20 protein-coding genes, 5 tRNA genes and 1 rRNA gene are annotated in these 26,568 nt (G+C 36.6%); 2 read left to right on the forward strand and 24 right to left on the reverse strand.

What is annotated here, in order from left to right; all coding sequences use genetic code 11:
* From glf to nagA, 16 genes are all read right to left on the reverse strand, one after another.
* Complete coding sequence (glf, locus tag J7Q78_RS05855; RefSeq protein WP_208422037.1) at positions 1 to 1,110, reverse strand: UDP-galactopyranose mutase; 1,110 nt, start codon at positions 1,108 to 1,110, stop codon at positions 1 to 3.
* Between the two features lie 43 nt (positions 1,111 to 1,153).
* On the reverse strand, positions 1,154 to 2,584 hold the full coding sequence (locus tag J7Q78_RS05860) for an oligosaccharide flippase family protein (RefSeq protein WP_208422038.1): 1,431 nt from the start codon (positions 2,582 to 2,584) through the stop codon (positions 1,154 to 1,156).
* A gap of 42 nt (positions 2,585 to 2,626) precedes the next feature.
* The gene (rfbB, locus tag J7Q78_RS05865) at positions 2,627 to 3,655 is read right to left on the reverse strand and encodes a dTDP-glucose 4,6-dehydratase (protein WP_208422039.1); all 1,029 of its coding nucleotides are present in this window, start codon (positions 3,653 to 3,655) and stop codon (positions 2,627 to 2,629) included.
* Positions 3,656 to 3,670: 15 nt separating this feature from the next.
* Positions 3,671 to 4,252 (reverse strand): dTDP-4-dehydrorhamnose 3,5-epimerase, encoded by a 582-nt coding sequence (gene rfbC / locus J7Q78_RS05870; RefSeq protein WP_057908560.1) that lies wholly within the window; start codon positions 4,250 to 4,252, stop codon positions 3,671 to 3,673.
* 12 nt (positions 4,253 to 4,264) lie between these two features.
* Positions 4,265 to 5,134, reverse strand: coding sequence for a glucose-1-phosphate thymidylyltransferase RfbA (gene rfbA / locus J7Q78_RS05875; RefSeq protein ID WP_154242510.1), 870 nt, complete (start codon positions 5,132 to 5,134; stop codon positions 4,265 to 4,267).
* Positions 5,131 to 5,859, reverse strand: a complete 729-nt coding sequence (locus tag J7Q78_RS05880) for a glycosyltransferase (protein WP_235688063.1) — start codon at positions 5,857 to 5,859, stop codon at positions 5,131 to 5,133. Before J7Q78_RS05880 ends, rfbA begins: the two co-directional genes overlap by 4 nt.
* 22 nt (positions 5,860 to 5,881) lie before the next feature.
* Positions 5,882 to 6,805: a glycosyltransferase gene (locus J7Q78_RS05885; protein WP_208422040.1), complete on the reverse strand. Its 924-nt coding sequence runs from the start codon at positions 6,803 to 6,805 to the stop codon at positions 5,882 to 5,884.
* Positions 6,806 to 6,809: 4 nt separating this feature from the next.
* A complete protein-coding gene (locus J7Q78_RS05890) occupies positions 6,810 to 7,847 on the reverse strand; it encodes a glycosyltransferase (RefSeq protein ID WP_208422041.1) in 1,038 nt (345 codons plus the stop codon).
* A gap of 10 nt (positions 7,848 to 7,857) precedes the next feature.
* Positions 7,858 to 9,075: a hypothetical protein gene (locus J7Q78_RS05895; RefSeq protein WP_208422042.1), complete on the reverse strand. Its 1,218-nt coding sequence runs from the start codon at positions 9,073 to 9,075 to the stop codon at positions 7,858 to 7,860.
* A gap of 11 nt (positions 9,076 to 9,086) precedes the next feature.
* Positions 9,087 to 9,680, reverse strand: a complete 594-nt coding sequence (locus tag J7Q78_RS05900; protein WP_208422043.1) for a YveK family protein — start codon at positions 9,678 to 9,680, stop codon at positions 9,087 to 9,089.
* A gap of 536 nt (positions 9,681 to 10,216) precedes the next feature.
* Positions 10,217 to 11,569 carry a DUF6056 family protein gene (locus tag J7Q78_RS05905; RefSeq protein ID WP_208422044.1) on the reverse strand — a complete coding sequence of 451 codons (1,353 nt, stop codon included), beginning with the start codon at positions 11,567 to 11,569 and terminating at the stop codon, positions 10,217 to 10,219.
* Between the two features lie 710 nt (positions 11,570 to 12,279).
* Positions 12,280 to 14,838, reverse strand: a complete 2,559-nt coding sequence (locus J7Q78_RS05910) for a YfhO family protein (protein ID WP_208422045.1) — start codon at positions 14,836 to 14,838, stop codon at positions 12,280 to 12,282.
* A gap of 174 nt (positions 14,839 to 15,012) precedes the next feature.
* On the reverse strand, positions 15,013 to 16,890 hold the full coding sequence (locus J7Q78_RS05915; protein WP_235688064.1) for a glycoside hydrolase family 73 protein: 1,878 nt from the start codon (positions 16,888 to 16,890) through the stop codon (positions 15,013 to 15,015).
* Between the two features lie 135 nt (positions 16,891 to 17,025).
* A complete protein-coding gene (locus J7Q78_RS05920) occupies positions 17,026 to 19,281 on the reverse strand; it encodes a peptidoglycan recognition protein family protein (protein ID WP_208422046.1) in 2,256 nt (751 codons plus the stop codon).
* Between the two features lie 153 nt (positions 19,282 to 19,434).
* Positions 19,435 to 20,136: a GntR family transcriptional regulator gene (locus tag J7Q78_RS05925; protein ID WP_154242520.1), complete on the reverse strand. Its 702-nt coding sequence runs from the start codon at positions 20,134 to 20,136 to the stop codon at positions 19,435 to 19,437.
* A gap of 18 nt (positions 20,137 to 20,154) precedes the next feature.
* Positions 20,155 to 21,294, reverse strand: coding sequence for an N-acetylglucosamine-6-phosphate deacetylase (nagA, locus tag J7Q78_RS05930; RefSeq protein WP_154242521.1), 1,140 nt, complete (start codon positions 21,292 to 21,294; stop codon positions 20,155 to 20,157).
* Positions 21,295 to 21,435: 141 nt separating this feature from the next.
* Between nagA and J7Q78_RS05935 the strand changes: the two genes are divergently transcribed.
* Entirely contained in the window at positions 21,436 to 22,353 is a 918-nt protein-coding gene (locus J7Q78_RS05935; RefSeq protein WP_208422047.1) for a Gfo/Idh/MocA family protein, read from the forward strand.
* A gap of 116 nt (positions 22,354 to 22,469) precedes the next feature.
* On the opposite strand, the gene proC is transcribed toward J7Q78_RS05935, so the two are convergent.
* From proC to J7Q78_RS05955, 4 genes are all read right to left on the reverse strand, one after another.
* Entirely contained in the window at positions 22,470 to 23,273 is an 804-nt protein-coding gene (gene proC / locus J7Q78_RS05940; RefSeq protein ID WP_208422048.1) for a pyrroline-5-carboxylate reductase, read from the reverse strand.
* 99 nt (positions 23,274 to 23,372) lie between these two features.
* Positions 23,373 to 23,444: transfer RNA gene (locus J7Q78_RS05945), tRNA-Gln, on the reverse strand.
* A 6-nt stretch (positions 23,445 to 23,450) separates the two neighbouring features.
* A tRNA-Tyr gene (locus J7Q78_RS05950) sits at positions 23,451 to 23,531 on the reverse strand.
* A gap of 119 nt (positions 23,532 to 23,650) precedes the next feature.
* Positions 23,651 to 25,111, reverse strand: coding sequence for a peptide MFS transporter (locus J7Q78_RS05955; RefSeq protein ID WP_208422049.1), 1,461 nt, complete (start codon positions 25,109 to 25,111; stop codon positions 23,651 to 23,653).
* Between the two features lie 336 nt (positions 25,112 to 25,447).
* On the opposite strand from J7Q78_RS05955, the gene J7Q78_RS05960 reads away from it, so the two are divergent.
* Positions 25,448 to 26,026: an NUDIX hydrolase gene (locus J7Q78_RS05960; RefSeq protein ID WP_208422050.1), complete on the forward strand. Its 579-nt coding sequence runs from the start codon at positions 25,448 to 25,450 to the stop codon at positions 26,024 to 26,026.
* 143 nt (positions 26,027 to 26,169) lie between these two features.
* On the opposite strand, the gene J7Q78_RS05965 is transcribed toward J7Q78_RS05960, so the two are convergent.
* From J7Q78_RS05965 to rrf, 4 genes are all read right to left on the reverse strand, one after another.
* A tRNA-Thr gene (locus tag J7Q78_RS05965) sits at positions 26,170 to 26,242 on the reverse strand.
* Between the two features lie 7 nt (positions 26,243 to 26,249).
* Positions 26,250 to 26,321 (reverse strand) — tRNA-Glu (locus tag J7Q78_RS05970).
* Between the two features lie 39 nt (positions 26,322 to 26,360).
* Positions 26,361 to 26,433: transfer RNA gene (locus tag J7Q78_RS05975), tRNA-Asn, on the reverse strand.
* An 8-nt stretch (positions 26,434 to 26,441) separates the two neighbouring features.
* Positions 26,442 to 26,558, reverse strand: a 5S ribosomal RNA gene (gene rrf, locus J7Q78_RS05980).
* Positions 26,559 to 26,568: the final 10 nt, after the last annotated feature.

The following is a 26,568-nucleotide window of genomic DNA, read 5'->3' on the forward strand; positions in this document are numbered from 1 at the left end:
CTATTGTAATTCATCTTTAACCACTTGTAACGCCGCATGAATCACTTGGTGCATATCGTAGTAACGATATTGACCTAGTCGTCCACCAAAGACCACTTTGGGTTCTGTCGATGCTAAGTCACGGTATGCTTTGTACAAACGGTTATTCTTATCGTTATTGATTGGATAGTAAGGTTCGTCGCCACGCGACCAATTAGCGGGATATTCTTTGGTAACGATGGTCTTGTTCTTGTCACCTTTACCGAATTCGAAATGCTTATGTTCAATCACCCGTGTATAAGGTGTTTCAGCATCCGTATAATTAACTACCGCATTTCCTTGATAGTTATCAACAGCCATTTCTTCTGTTTCAAACCGCAGGCTCCGGTATTCGAGTTCCCCTAATTGATAATCAAAGAATTGATCAATCATCCCGGTGAAAATCACCTTATCATATTGATCAATGTAGGCTTGTTTCTTATCAAAGAAATCGACACCCGTTTCAACATCGATTAAATCACTAGCCAACATTTTTTCGATGATTTGTGTATACCCACCAATTGGAATTCCTTGGTATGTATCATTGAAGTAGTTGTTATCGTAAGTCAAACGAACTGGGAGGCGGCGAATAATGAATGCTGGTAATTCAGTAGCCTTTTGGCCCCATTGTTTTTCAGTATAACCCTTGATTAGTTTTTGGTAGATATCCGTCCCAATCAATGAGATAGCTTGTTCTTCCAAGTTTTCAGGTGTCTTATCGCCTAATACTTGACGTTGTTCGGCAATTTTAGCAGCCGCTTCAGCCGGAGTTGCGACCCCCCATAGTTTGTTGAACGTATTCATATTGAACGGTAAGTTATAAATTTCACCTTTATAGTTGGCCACTGGGCTGTTAGTGTACCGGTTGAATTCTGCGAATTGGTTAATATATTCCCAAATTTCCTTATTGCTGGTATGGAAAATATGCGCACCATATTGGTGTACTTGAATACCATCAATTTCCTTTGTATAGATGTTACCCGCGATGTGATCGCGCTTTTCAATTACTTTAACGTGGTTCCCGCGTTTGGCCGCTTCGTATGCGAAGGTTGACCCAAAAAGACCAGAACCGACTACTAAATAATTTGTCATTATTATTTTCTCCCAAATCTAAATTATGAACTAAATCAGCAAATTAACGAATAACTTTCTTTACTAACTTACCAATATCTTTATTAATTCTAGTTTTCATTAATACAAGTAATAACACATATACAATTGTCATAATGATTGAGTTAACAATCATCGTTAAGAACAGGCTAGGTAATACAACTTTAAACCTAAGCACAGCGAAAACGGTTAGCAAAAATGCAAGTACATATCTAAGTTGTCCATGTACGAGATAACGTAAATCAGCTGCTTTACGAACCATATAAATTCTCATAAAGCATACGATAAACTCAGTTAAAATAATAACTGCTGTTCCGCCATCTGCTCCCCATAGATTAACACAAATTACATTTAGAGTAACGCTGATTACCGCACCAATAATTGCTGGAATGGCATACTGCTTATAATCACCATTGACCAACGAAAACTGGCTACCAAATACTTCACCGTATGAAATAAAAATCATAATTAACCCAACCCACAACATATTATTTGTCATTGGCGTATATGATTTACCATAAAACCACGGTACAAATTCAGATGCATTCACCATTAATAACATTGTAAATAGTTGTGCAACTAATAGTGTATAGTCAAGTGAGGTTTTTAATAACTGATCGACCTTCTCATTATTAGAATGAGTCATTCGAAGTTGCACCATCTTAGGCATCAAAATTGTACTAACTGAAGTAATCAGTGTCACTAGCATTCGCGCAATTCTTTGTGATTGATCATAATAAGTTAATTGAACTGGTCCTGCAATCCACCCCACTAGTGTACTATCGAAATTAGTATAAAATTGAACAGCAAGTTGTGGGATAACTAAAATCATGGCTTCCTTTAAAAAAATTGATTTAGAAAAGAATCCTTTAAAACTTTCTTTTGTGATTATCCCCTTTAAGTTAAGCCAGAAAATAATGTTCGCAAAGAAAATACTCAAGCTATTGATTAAAACATAATAACCTAAATCACTCGGCTTTTTTACAAAGATAAAAATCATTGCAACAGAACATATTTTAATTAATGTATTTCGAACAACAACTTTTCTAACTTCCCCTAGACCAATAAAGACCCACGAAATATCAATTGCAAAGCCAATTAAATATGGAATATTCAACAATAAATAAGTTTTATACTCACTAAACATTGCAAAGAATGTATACGCTAGAATAACTAAACAGCCTACTAAAAACTGTATTTTCCATAACTCTACAAAATTACTACCTAATTCATCTTTATCTTTGTGCGATTGGGCGATAATTCTTGAACCTAGTTGATTCATCCCCATTAAAATTACAAAACTTAGAAACATTGAAATAGACGTAATAAATGAGTAACTTCCTAATGCCCTAGCTCCTAAAACACGAGCCACATATGGAACTGTTAAAATGGGCAGTGCTAGTATTAACAACTGATAGATACCGTTGTAGATTATATTGTTAAGCGTTTTTTTCATAATTATTCCATATCCTTCAATAGGCTAGGTAATTCTTTATTATTATTGACCGTTTTTAGCGTAGTTGGCTTCCACGGCTGCTTTTTCTGCTTGCCACCAGTCTTGATGCTCCCGATACCAGTCGATGGTATGTTGTAAGCCTGATTTAAAATCAGTAAATTCTGGTTGCCAGCCTAATTCTTCACGCAACTTCGTTGAATCAATGGCATACCGTAAATCGTGCCCTGGGCGGTCTTTAACTTGATCGTAAGCATCTTTAGGTTGCCCCATTAATTCTAAGATTAATTCCAAAACATCTTTGTTATTTTGTTCGCCGTCAGCGCCAATTAAATAGGTTTCACCAATCTTGCCTTTGGTTAAGATCGCCCAAACAGCGCTTGAATGATCATTGGTATGAATCCAATCACGCACATTTTGCCCGGAACCGTAAAGTTTTGGTCGAATACCACTTAAAATATTGGTAATTTGACGAGGAATAAACTTTTCAATGTGTTGGTAAGGCCCGTAGTTGTTTGAACAGTTTGAGATTGTAGCTTGTAAGCCGAATGAACGGACCCAAGCACGCACTAACAAGTCTGAGCTAGCCTTAGATGATGAGTAAGGACTGCTTGGGTTATAGCGCGTTTCAGGCGTGAATTTTTCCCCAACACCTTCGCCGTGTCCCGGTAAGTCTTCACGGAGTGGTAAATCACCGTAAACTTCATCGGTTGAAACGTGGTGATAACGCACGTTATATTTCCGACAAGCTTCAATCAACGTATATGAACCGATGATGTTTGTTTGAATAAATGGTGAAGGATCTTTTAAAGAGTTATCGTTGTGGCTTTCTGCAGCATAGTGCACTACTGCGTCCGTTTTTTGGACTAAGCGGTCCACTAATTCAGCGTCACAAATATCGCCAACAACTAATTCCACACGGTCTGCGGGTAACCCGGCTAGATTGGCGCGGTTCCCAGCGTAAGTTAACTTATCTAAAACCGTCAAGTGAACTTCTGGATGGTTATTCACCACATAATGCACGAAGTTAGAACCGATAAAGCCGGCCCCACCAGTCACAATAATATTTTTCATAGTGTGTCGATCTCCTTAAATTTCACCGTAAACAAACGGATTGTCTTTTTCAAATTCAGTAAAAGTTGGTTGGTTCGCATCTTTTTCAGACGTAATGGCTTGATCAAAATCGATTGGCCAATCAATATTTAATTCTGGTGACTTGAATGAAATGCCGCCGTCGGCTTCTGCATCGTAGTAGCCATCACATTTATACAAGAAATTAACGTTATCCGTCAAGGTCACAAAACCGTGGGCAAAGCCTTTTGGGACAAGTAATTGACGGTGATTGCTAGCAGAAAGGATGTAGCCTTCCCATTGTTTATAAGTTGGCGAACCAGCCCGGACATCCACAATCACGTCTAAAACCGCCCCCGTAACGACCCGGATTAATTTCGTCTGTGCTGCTTTACCGCGTTGGAAATGTAACCCCCGCAAAACACCAGCTTGCGTTGAAAGGGAGTGATTATCTTGAATGAAATCAATATCAATTCCAGCTTCTTTAAAATCGCGTTCTGAATAAGATTCTGTGAAGAATCCACGATGATCGCCAAAGACAGCTGGCTCAATAATTTTAACGTCTTGTAATTTAGTTGTTGTGACTTTTAACTTACCCATGATTGCCTACCCCTAATCTTCTTTTACTAATCTCAATAAATATTGACCGTAGTCGTTTTTCTTGAGTGGTTGCGCTAATTCAATGACTTTTGCCTTATCGATGTAATGCATGCGGTAAGCAATTTCCTCTAAACACGCCACCTTCAAGTTTTGCCGCTTTTGAACGGTCGCAATGAAACTACTTGCTTCTTGTAATGAATCGTGAGTCCCAGTATCTAACCAAGCAAACCCCCGGCCCATCAATTCAACATCTAACTGTCCTTTTTCAAGATATGCTTTATTAATATCCGTGATTTCTAATTCACCACGTGGTGATGGTTTAATATGCTTGGCAATGTCGACAACTTGGTTGTCGTAGAAGTATAACCCCGTTACCGCGTAGTTACTTGCTGGACGTTCGGGTTTTTCAACAATTGACTTAGCGTGCATATTTTCATCAAAGTCAACAACTCCAAAACGTTCTGGATCATTCACATGATAACCAAAAACTGTTGCGCCTGATTCTTTTTGAGCCGCTCTTTGAAGCATTTCTGAAAGGCCACCACCATAATAGATGTTATCGCCTAAGATTAAGCACACTGAATCGTCACCGATAAAGTCCGCCCCAATCACGAAAGCTTCTGCCAAACCATTGGGTTGTTCTTGAACCGCGTATTCGATGCTTAAGCCTAGGTCATTGCCATTGCCAAATAATTCTTTAAACCGTGGTGTGTCAGTTGGGGTTGAGATAATCATGATCTCTTGAATCCCCGCCAACATCAGCACTGACATGGGGTAGTAAATCATTGGTTTGTCATAGATTGGAATCAATTGTTTTGATAACGCGCGTGTAATGGGATACAAACGTGTCCCAGAGCCGCCTGCTAGAATAATACCTTTCATTTTGGGGCCTCCTTCATCTTTAAATATGCACCTAACATCCTTAAACGACCATTCAGCATTTCACTTTTACTCCGTTTCGTCATACCAGTTACGTTTCCTCCATGTCTAACATAATTCATTAGAGAGTCAGAAATAGTTGTAATCTTAAAATGATTTTTTTTAGCTACTAAGAAAAGCCATTGATCATGCATTTCAATTCCCCTAGGAAAAGGTAATGCTACCTCTAATAGTCGTCTTGATACAGCCATCATTGCACCAGTATAACCATTTTTAATCAAATTTCCAAAAACATTTTGATCAACCCGATTATGATTGTAATGATTCCAAGATTGATCAATAATGTCACCGTTCTTATCAAGTACAGCTGCATCATGAACCATCAGATCGGAATTCTCACTTGCATAGCATTCTTTGAGAACTTGCACCTTATTATCATGCCATTCATCATCTTGGTCAGAAAGAAGAATAAGATCTTTTGTAGCAAGACCTAATGCTTTCTCAAAAGATCTTATCGGACCCATATTTTGTTCATTTCGCTCAATGATTACTTGACCTTTAAAATTGGACAATAAACCCGATACAAGGTTCACAGTATCGTCTGTTGAACAATCATCTATTATCACAACTTCATCTTCTAATGATAGCTGAGTGATTATTGATTTAACTTGTTTGGGTAATGTTTTGACACCATTATAAGTTGCCATACAAACTGAAATACTAGTCATTACCTTTCACCACCACTTTCATTTAAAACGGTAAGTATGCTTCGTTCTTACCCATCTTATCATTTTTAAAATCGCTATAGGCAGTATTAACTAACTTAAAAGCACCCACTCTAGAATATTGCCCTTTTTTCTTTAATAGCGCGCCCACTGCATACCTAAAATGTTCGTAACGTAATTGTTTTGTTAAAATTTGGCGATTTTCACAGTGTAGTTGCATTGTTTGCCATCGATTACGATACCCGTAATAATCTTTCCATCCAATTGGTCGATTAACACCGCTTGCCCCTACACTATTATTATCTGTCAGGTGATAAATCTTAGCTTGAATATTATTAATGATTTCAGTTTCCTTACGAATGCGAAGCGAATATTCAATATCGTCATACCAAATAAAAAAATCTTTTTCCGGTAAGCCAATTTTCTCTAAGACATCTTTTCTCAAGAAGACCCCTACAAATGTTGCAATATCAACTGAAAAATTGCTATCATAGTTTTTTAAATCAATCTTAGATAGTTGTAAACGGTCTAAATCATCAATTTTCACCCGATGCTCAGTCCCAATCTCACCGTCTTCAATAACTGTTCCCGTAAAACAACCGATATTAGTGTGTTTTTCACTGAGTTCGGCCATTTTCTTCATATAATCGCGGTCGTAGACTGCATCATCATCAGCAATACTAATCCAATCAATTTCAGGCAACTGAAGCGTTGCTGCTAAAGCCATGTTAAAGCCTCCAGCACCACCTAAATTATCTTCTGAATGAATCACTTTAATCTGTTCATTATCACGCGCTTTAGCTTTCAAAAAAACAAGCGTATCATCAGTTGATTGATTATCAACAACCACTATTTTTTCAACTGGCGCGGACTGTTCTAATAAACTATCAATCGCTTTTTCTAATTTATCTCTGCGATTATGGGTCACAATAACTGCCGCAACTTTCAAATTCTTATCCACGCTTTCTTTTAAATAATAAATAATTTAATAAATAGAAATTTCTCTGCTTAATTAATAATCCTAATATTTTTTGCTTCATCGGCATATTATCTAATTTTGCATTTTTGATTTGTTTTTTTATAGCAGGCAATTCTAGATAAGTCTTAAACTCATTTTTTCTTTCTTGATATGTCTTAGGATTGCTTAAATTACAAAAATCTGCAAACATTAGTTCAATTGAAATCCTCAACACGTAAGAGGCTAAAAATGATGCATTATCAGGCTGCTGCAACCAGTCTGATAAATCAGCATTCAAATTATTCGAAACTGCAATAAAGCTCTCTCTAACTCCTTGTCGATAACTATTACTAATTGAATTATTATGATCAATCCTATAGTGATATAGTACCTGATTAACAGCGTCAATCCTAGGATTCTTCAAGAAAACTTCGATACTAAATAATGCGTCTTCTCTCTTAATAATGCCTGCTGGGTAAGATAACTTATTGTCTTCTAAAAAAGATTTCCGAAACATTTTTGCCCATGGAGTCCCAAGAAAATATCCATAAATGCCATTGTAATAAGCACCATCGGAAAGTGTCGCACGAATCAAATCATTCGTTGATAACGTTTTATTTGGAAACAGCCTCTCCTTAGGAAAACTATTCTCAACTTTACCGTCTTCATATATCCGATCAAAGCCAAAAAAGATAATGTCTACATCAACACTTGCTTTTTTTAACAATATTTCTTCAAAATTATCTACTAATAGGTCGTCCGGATCGACAAAAAGTAACCAATTGCCTTTAGCGGCTTCGATTCCTGTATTTCTAGCAACAGAAACTCCTTGATTAGCTTGTTCGATAAGTTTAAATCTTTTGTCTTCTCTAGAAAAACGTCTACAAATTGCGACTAACTCATCTCTGGCACCATCACTAATTAATAAAAATTCAAATGAAGAAGTTTTTGCCATTTTTAATCGTTCCAATCCTGCAACTAAAATTGTCGCTTCAGTGCCATAGATTGGTATGATAAAACTAATTGTCTCCATCGAATCCTCCCTATATCTTCAAATAGTTTTTATTGGTGTATTCTGCATAAGAATCAATTAAAGCGAATATTATGGGGTACGCTAGTTGTAAACTCAAACCAGTTGCTTGAATCATATTCGAATAAATTGTTAATGCAAATATTGTATTTAGTACCGATAACCCAACAATGAAGAATCTTGAATTTAGCTTATACAAGAAATAAAGATATACATATGCACCAACAAAGATGATTATGACGTACATAGTAACCCCAATCCATCCTAATAAACGATAAGGACTGCTCAATGCAGTTCCCACATTCAATTCTGGTGTAATTTGTTGAATCTTAACCTCTTTATAATCTGAATTAGCGAGCGCTCTTTTACCAATAAAATTAGGCAGTAACTCACCAAAAAACATACTATTCACTTTTGGAACTGTTATTTTTTCAGTCGCCTTACTATGATTTACATTTTTTTGAAAATTAGCTATGGGCGATGAAGCATAGATATAAGCCCAAAAAAATTCCTTGGGAATCTTACTCTTTTTGAATTTTTCAGTTGCACCGCCGATTTGCATAATTGATGCAGAATCGAAAGCTGATCTACCATTTTGATACGAGGTGTTCACTCGTGCATTTCCCATGACACCAAATAAAAACAAGGATAAAATACCGAAAATTACCAAACCAATAATATGTCTCACCTTAATTTTTTTCCAAATAGCTAAAATAAAAATAGTAAAACAGTTTACCATTACCATCATAAACATTCCGCGGTTAACTTCTAAAACATATGGAATGCAGCTTAAGGCACAGAGTAATATATATCGATTTCTCAATTTTCCAGTTGAAGAAAGAATTAAGTGCCACAAATAAGTTGTTAAAAAAGCTGTCAAAGTAAGTAAAAAAACATGGACTGTTGGAATTCCGAATTCTGTATAACCGGAATCCTTGCCTTGAAGCATAAACTGCAACGGAAAGCCACGATTATATGCTCCTTCAGCTAATGTCCCTATTAAAATAATAACTACTAACCAAACAACATTTGTTGTACTCTTAATTTTCTTAAAAGTTATTACATCACTTTTATAGATAAAGTATCCTAGCACGCCAGCTAACAAGAACATTACAACAAAAAAGAAAAGAACATCACTCGAAAAACTTGGATAAATACTGGACCAACCAAAAAAGAAACTCAGGATAACTGCTGAAAAGGCAAGAATGAACATAAAGAACGGATTAACCAAATCGTTCCCTCCTAATTCTTTCTACGCGTAACAATAAAATGAATAGCACTGAGAATGAAGCCCAATACTGCACCGTAGATGATGCCCATGATAGCATTTGTTTTCTTGTTACTAAAGCCTATTGTTGCAGTTGTATCTTTCGAGGCATGATCAATCACAACTAATTTGCTATTTTCATCATCATACTTAAGCACTTCTTCTCTTAAAAGTTCTGTCGCATACTTAGCACCTTTAATACTTTTAGCTTGCGTAGTACCGGTGTATTTCACAGCTATGACTTTAGATCCGTTACTGCTATCAATTAATAAATTATCATTTGAGTAATCTCTAACCTTTTTAGTCATAGCTTTTTTAAAGCTTTGTGTCTTACTTAAACTATTAATTGATTGCCAAAAACGTTCAATGTCATTATCAAAAACGCCGTTACCTTTTTTGTCTTCGATGTATCCTTTATTAACATATAATCTAGCGGTTGTTTCGTAACTAACTGTTGATTTTGCTGTCATAATTCCCACAACACCACCAATAATAATTGTCACAAAAATTACCCACCAATATTTCTTAAAAACAACACCCACAGATTTAAATCCCACACCATTTTCCATTTAACTTAACTCCGTTTCTTAATAATTTAAAATAATCTATTTTATTGTAGCATAAACAGTGTGTAACCACTATTCGATACCCGTAAAACTAAGGAATTCTTTAGAGAAATTTGAAAATTTTGAACTTGCTAAATCTATTATTTAATACCCAAAAAGCCTCTTGGCTATTAGGTGTTTGAAGTGCTCTAAAAAAGTTAAACATTTTACTATTATAGATGTTAGTATGGCTGACAGCGATATCGGAATTTTCTAAACGCAATCTGGCAAAAATTTCTTCGGGGGGACCATTGAAAGTCTAAGAATAAGTGTCTCATAATATAGATGTTTTCTCTTTCGTTCATGGTAAGATGATGTTATAAACTCATAATTGATCTCCTCCAATAGCTGTCTTTCCAAACACCATTTTACAGAATTTTAATTATGAACTTTTTTGTTGCACTTAAAGTGTAAATTCAAGGCATAAAAAAGAGCTCCAATTCGGTTAGAATTTGTCTAACTTTCCTGGAGCTCTTCAGTTCTTCTTATAATGTATATTGTTAAACCGTATATAAAATAATTGTGAAGGCTAAAATACCAATTCCTATTAGAATCGATGTTAACATTTTATACCCTTTTATCGCTCTAAGCTGGTCATATAAATAGAAGCAGGCAAAAATTAGCGCTTCATATAAAAATATAAAGGTCCTTTCACCTGAGGCCCAAATTGTAGGCGAAAATCCCATCATTACTCTTGAAATAAGTCCCAAAATCAATATGGCACTTACTAACCACATCTTTTTACAATTTCCAGATGAGAATATTCCCAATAAAATAATACTGCTTAATATAACCAATAGTAAATCCGGTAGCATAGATTGTAAATTATTCATAGAAATATCAGTACCGTATATAGTAACTGAATCACTCATTCTTTTTAATCCAGGATATATCTTTACCAGTGCACTATCTTTAAACAAGAAAAGTATACTGAACAATACCGGAATAAAAAAAAGGCCTCGTGGTAGCTTATACCTTCCATTTCGACTACTATAAAAAATCATTAATAAAATAACTACTAGAGCAGCTATTGCATCAAATGAAAAGAAAAAATGACTCAGCGTACTTGAAACCCCTAACTCAATTTTCTTAAATGGTGATAAAGTCGGAAACAATGGCAACCAATGAATTTCCTTAACTTTTCTAACTGCATTTCCAGGTGCCAAAACAATCATTATTAGCGACAATACCGTGACAAACAATTGAATTAATGGTCTTACCACATCTTTTTTGCTATGTTTCCCTACAAATAATAATAATAAGTTGCCAAAGAATAAGATAATTGCCATTTGTTCTTGGTTAACCGCATAGACTAACGCTAAAAAAGCTGTGGTAGAAAGAAGTTTTTTATGCTTGACACTCTTTTCTAAAAATTGACCTAGTGAAGGGAGCATTGCAAATAATCCTGCAGCTAAAACCCACAAATAATTGGTCGTTGTTGCCATCCATCCAGTTTCATAAAACATATTGAAAGGGAGTAGGAAAAACAATCCAAAACTAATCAGTAGTCGGCTACTATTTTCATCATCATTATCCCCCTTCAGTAGTAATAAGTACGGAATATAAATAACAATAAACATCGCTAGAGCGTTTAATAGTCGCCATAAAAAGGGCAGATGTGTCAAGGACGATAACACTGTCTCAATTATTAGCCGAGAAGACCATCCTGTATATCGACTGCGTAAGAATTGCAGATAATGCTTTCCAAGAAGAAATTGCGCAAACGCTTTATCATCGCCACCGTTGGGTGTAATACCGTTTCCTGATAGATTGATTGATAAATTAAGTATTAACAATAAAAACACAATTAAAATAATTGTCCATGTTTCTTTTTTATTAATTATTTTCTTCATGTGAAGTCCCCCAAATTTCCTATAGTTCCAATATCAAGATTCCTAAATCTTACACCATCTATATTGTTATTACTACATAAAATTACTATACTGATTCTCACTTATACTCTACAATCAAACTCAACATAATAACTATTCCTACAGCAGTCACCAGTACCTACATTGCTTTCAATAGCTTTATAGTAACATCAAGGTGATTCCCTTTTTATTTACTAAGCCATTAGAACTAGTTCAGTACTTCTGATTATGAATCTATTTTACCGCCTACCCAACAATTATCACCCTGTATCTAAGTTTCTTATAAACTACTACTGGTATTGCTAAATATCTATCGTAGTTGTACTTAATCGTAATATTATATGTCATGTTTGAGCTTCAAAAAGTATTTGATCCTTTAATCTCACCAAATACAGACTTAACAACATAATCCACACTACTTTTAGGCTTAATATAAGATTTTCAGTTTTTTGATATTTCCGTAACTTAACAATCCTTAAACAACCAGTGGGACTCCTACAATAAAGTAATTCAATTGATGTAAATCTTTTATATAAAAGTAATAATTGATAGTTATTGAATAAATATAAGAAAAAAGATACATTGAATTGATTCTAAATCCTCGTGTTAAAAATTTTGAAAATTTGGCTTCTAAGAGTAACTGATGCACTTTCATTAATTCTAATAGTTTTTTTAAAGCGAAATAGCTACCTCTAACTACGTTTTTCCAGGTATCGTTTAATTTCAAAAGATATAAGTATTAAGATCGTTATACTTGTTATCAAAATCCCCTCTTTAACACCTTGGGGAATATATCTTATTTCTATGTTACTTTTTCCAGATTTGATTGGTAATTGCATAAATCCGTGGTTATCAGACAACAATACGGATTTTCCATTCACCGTTGCTTGCCAACTTTTATCAAAAGGAATTGAAAAAAAGACCATTCCTCCATGTTTAGAATTCGCTTGTAATTGAATGGCGTTCTCGCTCTTTTTTATAACTTTGGGTGCTTCTTTTCTTAACACTTTAATATTTTTTTCCAAAGAAATTCCGTTAAGAATAGTAAATTTAGGCGATCCTAAGATAGTAGCATTTCCTCTTAAACTCATCTTGATGTCTATACTCTTCTTATAATTAGAGCTTTTATAAAGACTTAATACACCTTCATTATGAAAATTAGGATAACTATTTCGAACAACCTGATTAGTTTTAAAATCCAGTTTACCATAAGAATTAACACCATCAACTACGTCTACCTTAGTTAAAAGTTCAGAATTAGCTGGTATATCGAGTTTATATTTGATATAGGCATCTTTACCACAGGGACTCAAGTGCATTGCGTTATCCTTTTGCACTATTTTCACGTTATGCACAACAAAACTTGGGTTATCTATAGATTGTATAATTGCACTTCTTCCATTTTTATTGAAAAAGAAAAGTTGTCGCTGAAGATTATCTCCTTCTAGTGATTGATTTACTGCTAAATTGTCATTAATAATTGCGATTGGCAGAGCATTCTTATTTTGATACACATTATATTTCCCACTGGTAAATATCTTCCGATAACCAATAGAAGTCACCAAATCAGTCGTTAACGCTACCCTATACTTTAGCCCTAACAAACTATCTGCAATCGTATTTCCTTCTTGATATGCCAGTGACTTACTACCCAACGTGGTACTATATCCAAATTGAGATAAAGTTGTAGCTAATTGCTGATATCCAAAAGTATTAAACCAACTGAAACCATTAAAATTATTGTACATTCCCTGGTTTAACATCGCATTAGGTGTAACTACAGCTCGATAAAATGTTTTATCCTTCTTTATATAATCCAAAGCAGTGTTTAAATTTTGATTATCGTTTGTATTCCAGTCTTTTTCCGTAGCAACATATCCAGGTAAACTATTCAAATGACTGATAATAAAATGCATATTCTGAATACTATCTGCAATAATAATGCCTAAGACTAGCCACTTGATCATATTTACTCCTTTATTTCTATAGAGAGTATAACCGACTAACATCACAAAACTAAATAGGCCTAACATGGCGGTATTAGCGATTAGTGCATTGCTATCAATTATTTGTTTCTTATAAAGCGTTACTAACAATATACCGCATAATAAGACTGCATATCCCAATGGCTTCAATAATTTTTCCAAGCCAATATTAATCACAAAACCAGTGATTAATATCATTATCAAACTAATTAAAAAGCTAAACCTGAAACCATATCCTGTTGGTTGTTGAAATCCGTGCCACATTATATACGGATATTCATAAATATAACTTAATAACAAACAAATTTCTAAGACACACACTATTGCTTTTATTCTTGTTTTTATTTTTGGTATAAAATAAAATGCTATTGTTGCAATCAGCATTAAAATACCACAGTATATGTCTGCTCCATCAAATAGCTGTTTGTTGTGGCTAAATAGATCAGACAATGCCATCCAAATACTTTGTTTTCGTTGCAAAAAGTCAAGCTGCAATGGAACTTTGGGTCCTAATTTTAATGCATAATTAATTGGTAAAATTAACCATGCTGATAACCCAAAACTAATTACCACCGAAAATAGAAACTTAACAACCGATTCTACTTTTTCTCTATTTCCAATTATTACCAATTCTGCTATGAAATATATAAAAATACCAATACCTGCCATATATGCCATATAGAAGTTAGATATGAATAACAGCGTTAATGATCCTGTTAATAGCGCAATTTTTCCTTTATCGATTAAATAATCTACACCTATTAGCGCAATTGGGATTATGATAATACTATCAAGCCACATTATATTAAATGCATAAATAATATTAAACGACATCAATGCATACGATATCGATAATCCCAAACAATAAATGTATTCCAAATTTATTCTTTTGTTGATAAATAGATAAAATGTAACACCCGAAAGAATAATTTTGGAAACTATTAGAATTGTCATAAAAAACATAATTTGACTATTCTTAAAAAGAACAACCAGAAAACCTAATGGGCTCATTAAATAATAACCCATTATTGTAAAAAAGCTCCCCCCTAATCCCAGTTTAAAACTGTAAAAAAGTGATCCACCGTGTAACAATTGTTCTCTTAAATACTTATAAAAAACACTATACTGCGTATAACTATCTGCTCGAATCCACAGCTTATCGCCAAATGGATACAATCCCTCATAAATAGATAGGCCTACAAGGATAGCTAACAATAAGCCTACTAATAACATTATATCCAAAATAGATTTTCTTTTTTTTTTCATATTATGTATCCCCCTGGCCTTACTTTAATCAAACAATTAACATAATACTCTAATATTGTTATCTTGTAATAAAAAAAACTTCGCCCATACTTAAAATTTTAAAACCTCCCAGTACTCACAAACACATCTAGAAGTTCTCAATTTTACATATAAACAAAGCTTTTTTGGATTCTATTATTTAATACCTAATGAGTTAATAAATTGGTAATCTACATATCGGCCACCTTCTCCATCGCTACTATTTGAATAGCGACTGATCAAGTAAATGTTCTTGTGCTTAAGTTTAGCATCCACAGAAACTTTAAAATCAAAACCACTTTGTGCGGCATTATCAACAGTGGGGTAGACAGTTGCGACATCATTTCGAGTAATTCTATTAATCCGAACCCGCCCGATTTCTTTGTTATTCGCTTTATTCATAATAATAATAAAATTATTATTTAAACCTTGGACATTTTTAGAAATATGCCACCCCGAGATATGGAGCTTATTTCCATTTTGAACTAATTGATCAATACTCCCTAAATTACTTGGACCTTGGGGTACATTAATCACGTTAGGAAATTGATAATCTATATAGTCGCTATTCCCATTTGTCGTACTTGTATAACGACTAATAATATAAACATTCTTACCCTCTAGATTCTTATCTAGCGCGAAATCAGTACTGAAGCCACTCATAGCAGAATTATAAACATTAGGGTACACACTGTGCACATCATTTCTTAGGGAATTATTAACCCGTAATCGTTCAATTTCTTTATTATTATTAGCATTCATAATAATTAAATAATGTATGTTTTTACCCTGCGAATAATCACTAGCATGCCATCCATTCATTGAGATTTTGTTTGAACTGACCCTAACGTTATCTAGACTACCTAGATTTTGTTTAGTCGGTGCAGAGACTTGGACAGTATTAGTGAAGTTAAAGTCTTTTGCACTCCCTTCACCGCTTGGTAATTGTGCATAACGCGATATAACCCTATAAGTATGTCCATACATTCCTGAGTCTACTGGGATGTTGGCATTAATACCACTCATTGCTGCCGTGTTAATAGACGGATAGGCATTTGCTACATCATCTCTCCTACCACGATTAATTGCAATCCTTTTATATTCTTTTCCTGTATTGGTATCAATTAGAATTAAATAACTGTACGGTAAATTATTGGCATCATTAATTGCATGCCAACCAAGCGCATGGATATTATTGCTATTTGCAGTTAATTGATCAAGGCTACCAACATTATCCGTTACTTCTCGATCCCAACTTGTTAATCCATACTGCTCAATCAAACTGTTTAGCAAAGTATCATAGTTAGGCGCTGTAGCATAACCGTCTTGTTTCAAAAGACTCGTTACCTCACGATAATTAGTTTTCCACAACAAATTATGATATCGTGAATTTACCGCTAAAAAGTTCCCATGATCTTCGATACTTTCATTCCAACTATTGTATTTTCTAAATTGCGCATTAACTGTAATCCACTGACCATTAATATATTCTTGAGTGGGCATTGTTACGTACTGACCATTGTATGTTCCCTTAATTCCAAATAAGTTATTACCATACGTTGCTAAAGTCGATTGCCCCCAACCGCTCTCCAAGATTGCCTGCGCACCTGAAACAGAGGGTAATACACCATACTTGCGCCATGACGAAATTGCACCATCATGAATACTACTAATAAAACTGGATGTATTTCGCAATAAATTCATTGAAGCTGGCATACTTCTCTGACTTACTTTAGGTGCATCATAAAACCCAGGACCAATTTCGTTATTTTGCTTTACAATAACTTCTTCCTTGTTCTTTGTTTCTGCTGCTGATTCACTATTTTTAATTACACCAGATTCAGTTGAATCATCGGTAGATGGTTTTTGTTCTTTAGAACTTTGACTACTTGCTGATATAATACTTTCATTACTGCTCATTAATGCAGGGGCTGTCTCTTGTTTTTGTTCAGCCGCTGATACTCGTTGATTTGTTGTTAAGCCAATTAAACCAATCGTACTCATTAAAATACTACTCTTAACAATTTTTTTCACTTCACAAGTCGCTCCTAGTTAGTTTTTTCAGACATACTAATAATACAATACAATTACTTAAAACACTATTTCGTTTTAGTTACAAATAAAAACCGAACATCTTATCCACACGGTTAAGACGTTCGGTAATATTTTTTAGATGTTCAAGACATTGTCAAACACGTAATCAACCGTATTTCCCTCACCTGAAGGATTATCTGAATAACGGCTAATCACATATATTCTTTTGTTAACCAAACTGTTATCGATATTAAACGTTAAACCAAATCCGCTGTTTTTAGAGCCGTATAAGGTTGGATAGACAGCAGCTACATCATTTCTTAAAGAACGATTAATTTTATAACGACGAATTTCTTTGTTCGTTGTCTTATCCATAATAATTAAATAACTATACGGTTTGTTAATCGAAGCATTAGCAGCATGCCATCCTGACATTATTACGGTATTATTTACACGAGATAATTGATCCATACTTGCAGCACTTTCAATAACTTGTTTCTTAGGAACTCCAATTTGATTAATGAATTGATAATCCACATAATCAGCATCAGCATTTGCCGTTGCTGAATAACGACTAATGAAGTAAATATTCTTACCTTGTAATTGACTGTCAACTGGGATATCTGCAGAAAATCCGCTCATCCCCGCATTATATAGATCGGGATAAGTAGCAGCTACATCATTTCTTGGTGAGTTGGCGACAGTCATCCGTTTAATTTCTTTGTGTGTATTAGCATTCATTACAATTAAAGTGTGAATATTGCGGCCTTGTGCATTATCATTTGCTTGCCAACCGCTGATGTGAACATTATTCAAACTTGCCGTTAGGGTGTCAATACTCCCTAAATTTTGTTTAACAATTGCTGGTACTGTTACCTGATTATCAAACGAATAGTCTACGTATGCTCCTTCGCCATTTGGTGTACTTGAGTAACGTGAAATTACTTTATACGTATTACCGCGCATATCATTTGTTACTGGAATACTCAAACCAAACCCACTTTTTCCTGCATTGGCAATATTCGGATAAACTTGTCGAACATCGTCACGTTGCGTACGGTTAATTGCATAGCGCTTATATTCACGGCCTGTCTTAGCATTAATTACAATTAAATAACTGTATGGATACCGACTAGAATCCACTGATGCGTGCCAACCGGACATTGATAATGTCTTCTTATCAGCAGTTAATGAATCCATACTTGCTACATTGGTTTCTTGCTTAGGTACTTTAATAATATTTCTAAATGTGAAATCAACAGTGTCGATATTACCATTTGGATCTGACGAGTAGCGAGACATAAGCATGTAACTCCTATTATGCATATTATTATCTAATGTCAATGTATTGTTGAATCCTGAATGTAATGAATTGGCAATGTTTGCATAAATGTTATGCACATCTTGACGATCTGCACGATTTATTTTATACCGTTTTACTTCTTTATGTGTCTTACTATCTAATAAGAATAGGTAGCTATATGGCCGATTGACTGTTTGCTGTGCTGTATGCCAACCCACCACATGAATTTCATTTCCAGACACATTAACACTGTCAAGGCTCGCTTTATTTGCAGGCATTTGATCATAATAATGTTGTACTAATGCATAAAATTGATTCATGTCATACCCATATTTTGCAAAGTAAGCATCTGGATCAGTATGGTCTGTTCCACCAAGATATTGTGTAACATTATGATGTGACCAGATTGTACCAACCCCATTATGATTCTGTGCCAAAGATGGTGTTAAATCATATTTGTTTAACAAGTAAGCAGTGTACCACGCTGAGTAACTCGTTGTCTTAGCAAAATCCTCGAAATTACGAGCCGTTACCATTTCAAATTGGGCAAAATATTTATTACCAACTGCTCCACTTCCCCATGCACCATAATCTGTATCATGAATGTTTAAAATTGTCCCAGCATCAATAAAGGTATGAACAAATGCTGATTGCCACCCACCATTAATCTCATAGTCTGCTTCACTCCGAGCACTATAATTATTAGGGTTATCAGTATAATGAACAACCACTCCGTTAGGACGATTATCATCTGTTTTATAATTAAACATTGAGAATGTATGCAAATCTTGCGTAATGTTTGGATGTAAGTAGTTGTGTTGATATATATAATTATTGACACTTGGATAACTTGCTCTAGGCATAATTGTCTTTTTAGCCTTAGATGAATCAATAGGCATCCCAATATCGTCAGTCTTCGCTTTTTTCTCTTTTATCGGCGTTGCTTCTTTTGTATCTTGACTATTTAGCTGCGTTTTCATTTCATCTGGCGTTAGCACTTGTCCAGCTTGAACATTGTTTGTAGTAAACAAAAAGGTCGCCGAGACCATTGTAAATCCAATTAAGAACTTCGTTAGTTTTCTATTCATTTTTTCCCCCTAGAATCCTTAATTAACTTCCACGTAGAATATTAACATAAACTTTAATATTTTTATAGTCTGTTCAGTATTATTAATTATATGAACATTTATTGGTTATTAATCAAAAAAAGTGCTGAACCTTATTGGTTCAGCACTTTTTAATTATCTTTCCAAATAAAATTCAAAGCGTTCGCCCACATATTGGGTGCGAACATATTCGAAAGGTTCGCCGTTTGATAAGAAGGAAACTTGTCGTAATTTCAAGATTGGGCCATTGCGCTTAATGTCGAGATATTCGGCAATTCGTTCTGAGGCAAGTTGAGCTGAGACGGTCTGTTGGGCACCGCCCATTTCATAGCCCCCTTTTTCGGCTAACGTTTTATAGAATGACGACGTGATTTCAGCTTTGCTGAAATCGGCAACTAAGCTTTGCGGCACAGTTGCCACTTCAAAACAGATGGGCACGTTATCGGCATAACGGATCCGTTCCATACGGAGGACCTGCTCACCATCTTTTAACTGGAGCTTTTCAGCTTCACTGAGCGATGGGTTGGCAATATGAAACGAGATCGTTTTACTGGATGGCTGCTTACCTTGGGCAGTCATTAAATCAGTAAAACTAGTGACGCCGGACATTTTTTCTTGCACCTTTTGGTTAGCGACATATGTCCCAGCCCCAATCCGCCGTTCCAAAATCCCTTCGTCAACTAATGTTTGTACGGCTTGCCGTAATGTCATTCGTGAGACTTCGAAATTTAAAGCAAGCTCCCGTTCTGAAGGAATTCGATCTCCAATCGACCACTTGCCGGCTTCAATATCCTTTTTAAGTTGATTATGAATTTGAATATAAACAGGTGATTCCATGGGACACACTCCTAAATATTAATGTTGATAGCCGTTCCCAAAGCTGTAAGTTGCGACTAAGTTTTGCTGATGGTCTAAGATGTTAAAATCAGCATCCCGACCTTCTTCTAATTTACCTTTTTGTGTCAAGCCAAATTCTTCAGCTTGGTTAACACTTGACATCATCACAGCTTCAAAAATGCCACAACCCGTAAATGCTTGGATATTCTTGAAGGCATCGATATATGTTAACACTGATCCGGCTAAAGTGCCATCTTCTAGGCGCGCTTGTTTGTCTTTAACGATTACTTTTTGGCCCCCCAATTCGCTTTCGCCTTCTGCAATCCCTTTAGCACGCATTGAATCAGTAACAAGGTCGATGCGCTCTGCCCCTTTTTGTTCATACGCTAATTTAATCATATCCGGGACGATGTGGAAGCCATCAGCGATTAATTCAGCGTACATATTGTCTTCTAGCATTGCGTGGCCTGTCACACCAGGTTCGCGATGTTTAAATTCACGTTGCGCGTTGTATAAATGCGTTACGTGCGTTGCTTTACTTTCAAGCATTTGTTCGCGTGTTGCATTACTGTGACCCACTGAAGGGACGATGTTGTGTGCTAAACAGTAATCTTCGAATGCTTTTGAACCAGGATCTTCTGGCGCATAAGTAATCAGCCGCACACGGTTGCCTGATAGCTTGTTCCATTCGTCCAATAAATCAACATCTGGATCTTTAATAAATTGTTCTGGTTGTGCCCCTTTGAAGATTGGTGCGATAAATGGTCCTTCCAAGTGGACCCCTTGAATTAATGGATTTTTTTCAGCTGCTGCTTTAACTCCACGCATGGCATTGGCGATGTTTTCGTTTGATTGCGTCATCGTTGTTGCAAATAAAGTCGTGACCCCTTCGTTTTGCATCATCTTAGTTGCCATTTCGTCGATTTGGTCAGCATCGCCATCCATTGCATCAAACCCATACCCACCGTGGCAGTGAACGTCAATGAAGCCAGGAATGATTGTCTTCCCTTTGACGTCTTGGATGGTTTCGCCAGCTTGTGCCTTGTAGTCGAACATTGGGCCTACTGCCAAAATTTTATCATCGAAACGAATATAACCATCTTCGATAACGTCATCACCTGTATAGATTACCGCATGTTTTAATACTTTTACTGCCATTATCCATCCACCTCTATCTTTAAATTACCTCTAGTATAAATGGTATAGACCAAAAAAACAAGGGATTCTGACTAAACTTTGAACCGTTTTCTTGTTAATTTGCTATACTATATTTATTCATTCATATTAAGGAGTTTATTGATGCTAAAAATCGGTGTTATTGGCCTTGGAAACATTGCCCAAAAGGCATATTTACCTGTAATGGCACAAATGCAAGACCGGGTTGATTGGGTTTTATGTACACGTCAACCAGCTAAATTAGCGCAACTGCAAGCGCAATATCATTTAGAACGTGGCTGCCTGTCATTTGACGCATTGCTTGAACAGCCACTTGATGCAGTTTTTATTCACACACCAACTGCCACCCACTACCAGTATGTTAAACAAGCCTTAGGCAATGGTTTACACGTTTTTGTCGATAAACCGCTAAGTGAAAACCCGCTAGAAGCCGCCGAGTTATACAAACTAGCGGCTAGCAAAGAACGCCTCTTAACGGTTGGTTTCAACCGCCGTTTTGCTCCATTTTTACAGAAATTAAATAACTTGCCCGATAAGCAACTGATCAACGTCACTAAAACGCGCGTCGCTACGCGGCAGCCAACTGCCTTTGCCATTTATGACCTAATGATTCATACCATCGATACGGCGCTTTTCTTGGCTGATTCACTGGGGACACCTTACAAACTGCGCCCATACTGCCAACAAGATGCAAATGACCATTTACAGTTGGCCCAACTCACCATTGAGACCCCACGTCAGTTAATTAGTGCGACTTTAAATATGCAAAGTGGCACCAATCAAGAAATTGCTAGTCTTCAAACACCGCACGGTTTATTCACCATCGATAATCTGACGCGCTACACCACTCAAGCGGCAAAAGGCAGTCATGTTCAAAATGCGGCTGATTGGACCCCCACATTAGCAACCCGCGGATTTGCGCCAATGATTGATGCGTTTATTACTGCCCTTGAAACCAATGGTGCAAATCCAGTCTTACCAGAAAGTAGTTTACTCACCCACCAACTCTGTCATGAGATGGTCCACTTTACCAAGGCGTAACGCAAAAAAAGCGGGGGCTTTGATACTCAATAAGGTATCGAATTCCCCGCTTTTTAAACATGTTATCACGCATATTGAGCTACGATTATTAGATAATAACCACGCTCGAAATCACTTTATTTTTGATTTTCTAAATCTTTGGCAATTGTTGCGTCAATGCCCTTAATCACTGCCGTCATTAAGCCGGCTTCTTCCATTGCCAATAAACCAGCAACCGTTGTGCCGCCTGGTGAAGAAACTTGATCCACTAAATCCCAAGGTGAAACGTCACTCATGAGCACGTTTTGGGCACTGCCTAAAACAGCTTGGGCTGCAATCTCAGTTGCGGCCTTTTTCGTTAAACCATGTTTAACCCCAGCCCGCGCCATTGAATCGATAAATAGGTAAACAAATGCTGGTGAACTCCCGGCTAACGCGCTGAAGGTTGTGAAATCTTTTTCGCCGATTTCAACCACGCCCCCCAGTTGTGCGAGGACGTCTTTCACACGAGCCAATTGGTCTGCATTGACTTGTTCATTCCCAACAACAGCTGTAATTCCCGCGCGGTTGGCCACGTTGACGTTGGGCATGATGCGTAAAATTGGTAAATCTGCGGCAGATTGTTCTGCTAATTTATCAAGCGATAAACCAGCCGCCATTGAAACCATCAATGGTTGATGTGCTTTAAAAGCCGCATTTGTTTCTGCTAAAACCTGTGGTACAATGTAGGGTTTCACCGCTAAAAAAACGATATCGGCTTGTTCAACCACTGAATTGTTATCTGCAACAGCTGTAACCCGTTGTTCAGCCACAAAGTCCGCGTAATTCGCCGGATGTCCGCCGTGCACTAAAATATCCGCTGTTGCAATCTGATTAGCTTTCACTAACCCTTTAATCATTGCTTGTGCCATGTTACCGACACCAATAAATCCAATTTTCATTCTGCCACCCCTTTTTATTGTTTCAAGGATACCGAACCAACGCAAGAAAGTCAATTAAGGCTACAAAAAAAGACATCTTAGAAAGATGTCTTTAAAGTATTGGGCTAGCTGGATTCGAACCAGCGCATGACAGGATCAAAACCTGTTGCCTTACCGCTTGGCCATAGCCCAATCAAGTGGAGGAGAGTGGATTCGAACCACCGAACCCGAAGGAGCGGATTTACAGTCCGCCGCGTTTAGCCACTTCGCTACTCCTCCATACGTTTTATCTCATCGATTCAACTATATTAGTTTACAAAATTCTGATAGAAAAATCAACCCCAAAATGCAAAAAAAATCTTGATTATTGCATAAATAATCAAGATTTTTTTCAAAATTTAGTTAACGCCTTCCATCAACTTATGGATGGGTTTAACGAAGAAGATTAAGACAATCCCGAAGATCGCACTCACAATCCCAATGCCTAAGAAATATCTAATTTCGGTTTGTGGTGAATATAAACGAACAAGTTGTGCATTAACTGCTTGACCAGCGGCATCTGCTAAGAACCACATACTCATCATTTGTGATTGAAATGCTTTTGGTGCTAATTTCGTCGTAATTGATAAACCAATTGGTGAAATTAACATTTCCGCAATTTCAACAATAAACCATGAACCAATTAACCAGAATGGACTGACACGACCAGCAGTACCATGCAATAATCCAGGAAGCGCCATAAACATGTATGATAACCCAGCAAAGATTAAACCAATCGCAAATTTACCAGGTGCTGATGGTTGTTTCTTCCATGTGCTCCATAACCACACAAATAGTGGCGTTAAAAGCATGATGAAGAATGGATTAAGTGATTGGAACGATGAAGCTGCTAAATTCATACTACCAATGTGTAATACGGTACGATCTTCAGCAAACAGTGCTAAAACAACAGACCCGGATTCTTCAATCCCCCAGAAAACTGCAGCCGCGATGAATAGCGGAATGTAAGCTAACACACGTGAACGTTCTTTTTTAGTGACCTTTTGACTACCTAACATTCGTATAAAATAAATAATTGGTAAGGCAATCGCAATGATTGAAATCATTAAGACAATGTTATCAATGTTTAAGTTACCTGAGAATTGCATCCCGAGTATAATGACAGCGATGGCAACAACCCCAATCACAATCTTACGAATAACACTTGACAATTCTTCAGGGGCAATGGGATCGTTTGCTCTTGCATTTTCTTTATTGAATTGTGAACGGCCGCGGTAGTATTGGATTAATCCAAAGAACATCCCAACAGCAGCAAGTGAAAAGCCTAAATGGAAATCAACCTTTTGACCAATCGTCCCAACAATCCATGGTGCTACGAATGACCCTAAGTTTATCCCGAAGACGAACATGCTGAAACCAGCATCCCGACGACGATCGTTTTCACTATATAAACTACCAACCATTTCAGAAACATTAGGTTTTAATAACCCAGTCCCTGCAACAATCAAAGCAATTGAAATAAATAAAGCTGTCGCCCCCATCGGCATTGCTAAGGCAATATGACCTAGCATAATTAAAACCCCTCCGATGAAGACCGTTTTGAAACTTCCCCAGATTCGATCACTCAACCAACCACCAACAACGCTGGCTAGGTAAACCATCGAACCATAGATGGCCATCACAGACATCGCAGTGGTCTTGTCAAAACCAAGACCACCCTTATCTAAAGCAAAATACATATAGAATAATAGAATTGCACGCATCCCGTAGTAGCTAAACCGTTCCCACATTTCAGTGAAGAACAGTGTTGATAGCCCATGCGGTTGACCAAAGAATGTTTTTTCTTGTTTCTCTTCCATTGTAATACCCCACTTTAAAACTTTATTATTACGGAAACTAAGAATTTGATAGTTGTTAGATTGAATCGACTCATCTATACAAGAGGTCTCTTATCATTCGCTTAGAATCTATAAAGGCTATTATAATCTTATTTTAATCTTAAATCAATTCTTTTTTCAACATTAACTGCATTGTTTGCACTGCTTTTTTCATTACACCAAGTTATTTTATGCGCCAAAATAACTAAAACGGATCATAAAATGAGAAAATGCTCATGGCCCCTAACATGTTAAAAAACTGGCTTGTTGGGTTTAAACAGTAGTACAATAAACTAAATAGAAAGCGAGTTGAACCTTATGAATCCTTTTAAATTAACATCCCTTGTCCCACTACGCCCTGATCGTTGGCTAACTTATTACGAAGCAACGTATCAAACTGAAAACGGCGATTTAATGCCTTATCATTTCGTCAGTCGGAACCCCGACTTAACCATTGAGACTTTAAAACGACCAGCTAATGCCTCTGCGGTCGCAATGTTCTGTTATAATCAAGATCATTCGCAAGTCTTACTAACTAAGCAATTTAGACAGCCCCTTAATGATTTTATTTATGGTAACCCCGCTGGTTTAGTTGAAGCAACTGAAACAGTTGAACAAGCTATTTCCCGTGAGTTAATGGAAGAAACAGGTTATCCATTGATTAAGGTCGAACAGTATTTTGCACCAAGCTATTCTTCACCAGGCCTTACGGATGGTGCCGTTAGTCTAGCAATCTGTACGCTTGATCAAGCGCTTTACACAGCCCGCTCACTTGAAGCGGATGAGCGTTTAAATGTTTTATGGGTTAATCGTGCTGAAGCACAAACCATCTTAGCCAACGAAAAAATCACCGGTCGTACACAGATTCTATTATGGCAATGGGCAAATGAACAATAAATAAATAGCCAGTTACGATTTCCGTAACTGGCTATTTTCATGGTTTTTCAGTTGAAATAACTATTAAAAAAAGCACTATCCTAACAAACAGTCAGTACAATGCTGATTATCACGATTAGCACTTGATAGAAACATGCTATTGATGCCGGCTGCAGGAGTCGAACCTGTGACCCTCGGTTTACGATACCGATGCTCTACCAACTGAGCTAAGCCGGCATTAAGATGACCCGTACGGGATTTGAACCCATGATACCGCCGTGAAAGGGCGGTGTCTTAACCACTTGACCAACGGGCCGAAATAAAAAACGATTGAAAAATTTCAACCGTCCAATGACTCCGGTTGTCAGGCTCGAACTGACGACATCATGATTAACAGTCATGCGCTCTACCAACTGAGCTAAACCGGAATGAAACAGCGCGGCAGCGTCCTATCCTCGCAGGTAGTTTCCCACCAACTACTATCGGCGCTAAGAAGCTTAACTTCTGTGTTCGACATGGGAACAGGTGTATCCTTCTTGCTATCGCCACCACACTATTTTGTG

It is taken from the genome of Latilactobacillus fragifolii (assembly GCF_905332535.1).
In the GTDB taxonomy this organism is placed as follows: Bacteria; Bacillota; Bacilli; order Lactobacillales; family Lactobacillaceae; genus Latilactobacillus; species Latilactobacillus fragifolii.

Excerpts from the sequence above, each read along its gene's own strand:
- J7Q78_RS05860 (WP_208422038.1), bottom strand. The coding sequence starts at position 2,584 with ATGAAAAAAACGCTTAACAATATAATCTACAACGGTATCTATCAGTTG.
- glf (WP_208422037.1), bottom strand. The coding sequence starts at position 1,110 with ATGACAAATTATTTAGTAGTCGGTTCTGGTCTTTTTGGGTCAACCTTC.
- J7Q78_RS05890 (WP_208422041.1), bottom strand. The coding sequence starts at position 7,847 with ATGGAGACAATTAGTTTTATCATACCAATCTATGGCACTGAAGCGACA.
- nagA (WP_154242521.1), bottom strand. The coding sequence starts at position 21,294 with ATGGCAGTAAAAGTATTAAAACATGCGGTAATCTATACAGGTGATGAC.
- J7Q78_RS05935 (WP_208422047.1), top strand. The coding sequence starts at position 21,436 with ATGCTAAAAATCGGTGTTATTGGCCTTGGAAACATTGCCCAAAAGGCA.
- proC (WP_208422048.1), bottom strand. The coding sequence starts at position 23,273 with ATGAAAATTGGATTTATTGGTGTCGGTAACATGGCACAAGCAATGATT.
- rfbC (WP_057908560.1), bottom strand. The coding sequence starts at position 4,252 with ATGGGTAAGTTAAAAGTCACAACAACTAAATTACAAGACGTTAAAATT.
- J7Q78_RS05925 (WP_154242520.1), bottom strand. The coding sequence starts at position 20,136 with ATGGAATCACCTGTTTATATTCAAATTCATAATCAACTTAAAAAGGAT.
- rfbB (WP_208422039.1), bottom strand. The coding sequence starts at position 3,655 with ATGAAAAATATTATTGTGACTGGTGGGGCCGGCTTTATCGGTTCTAAC.
- J7Q78_RS05910 (WP_208422045.1), bottom strand. The coding sequence starts at position 14,838 with ATGAAAAAAAAAAGAAAATCTATTTTGGATATAATGTTATTAGTAGGC.
- rfbA (WP_154242510.1), bottom strand. The coding sequence starts at position 5,134 with ATGAAAGGTATTATTCTAGCAGGCGGCTCTGGGACACGTTTGTATCCC.
- J7Q78_RS05905 (WP_208422044.1), bottom strand. The coding sequence starts at position 11,569 with ATGAAGAAAATAATTAATAAAAAAGAAACATGGACAATTATTTTAATT.
- J7Q78_RS05955 (WP_208422049.1), bottom strand. The coding sequence starts at position 25,111 with ATGGAAGAGAAACAAGAAAAAACATTCTTTGGTCAACCGCATGGGCTA.
- J7Q78_RS05960 (WP_208422050.1), top strand. The coding sequence starts at position 25,448 with ATGAATCCTTTTAAATTAACATCCCTTGTCCCACTACGCCCTGATCGT.
- J7Q78_RS05920 (WP_208422046.1), bottom strand. The coding sequence starts at position 19,281 with ATGAATAGAAAACTAACGAAGTTCTTAATTGGATTTACAATGGTCTCG.
- J7Q78_RS05900 (WP_208422043.1), bottom strand. The coding sequence starts at position 9,680 with ATGGAAAATGGTGTGGGATTTAAATCTGTGGGTGTTGTTTTTAAGAAA.
- J7Q78_RS05880 (WP_235688063.1), bottom strand. The coding sequence starts at position 5,859 with ATGACTAGTATTTCAGTTTGTATGGCAACTTATAATGGTGTCAAAACA.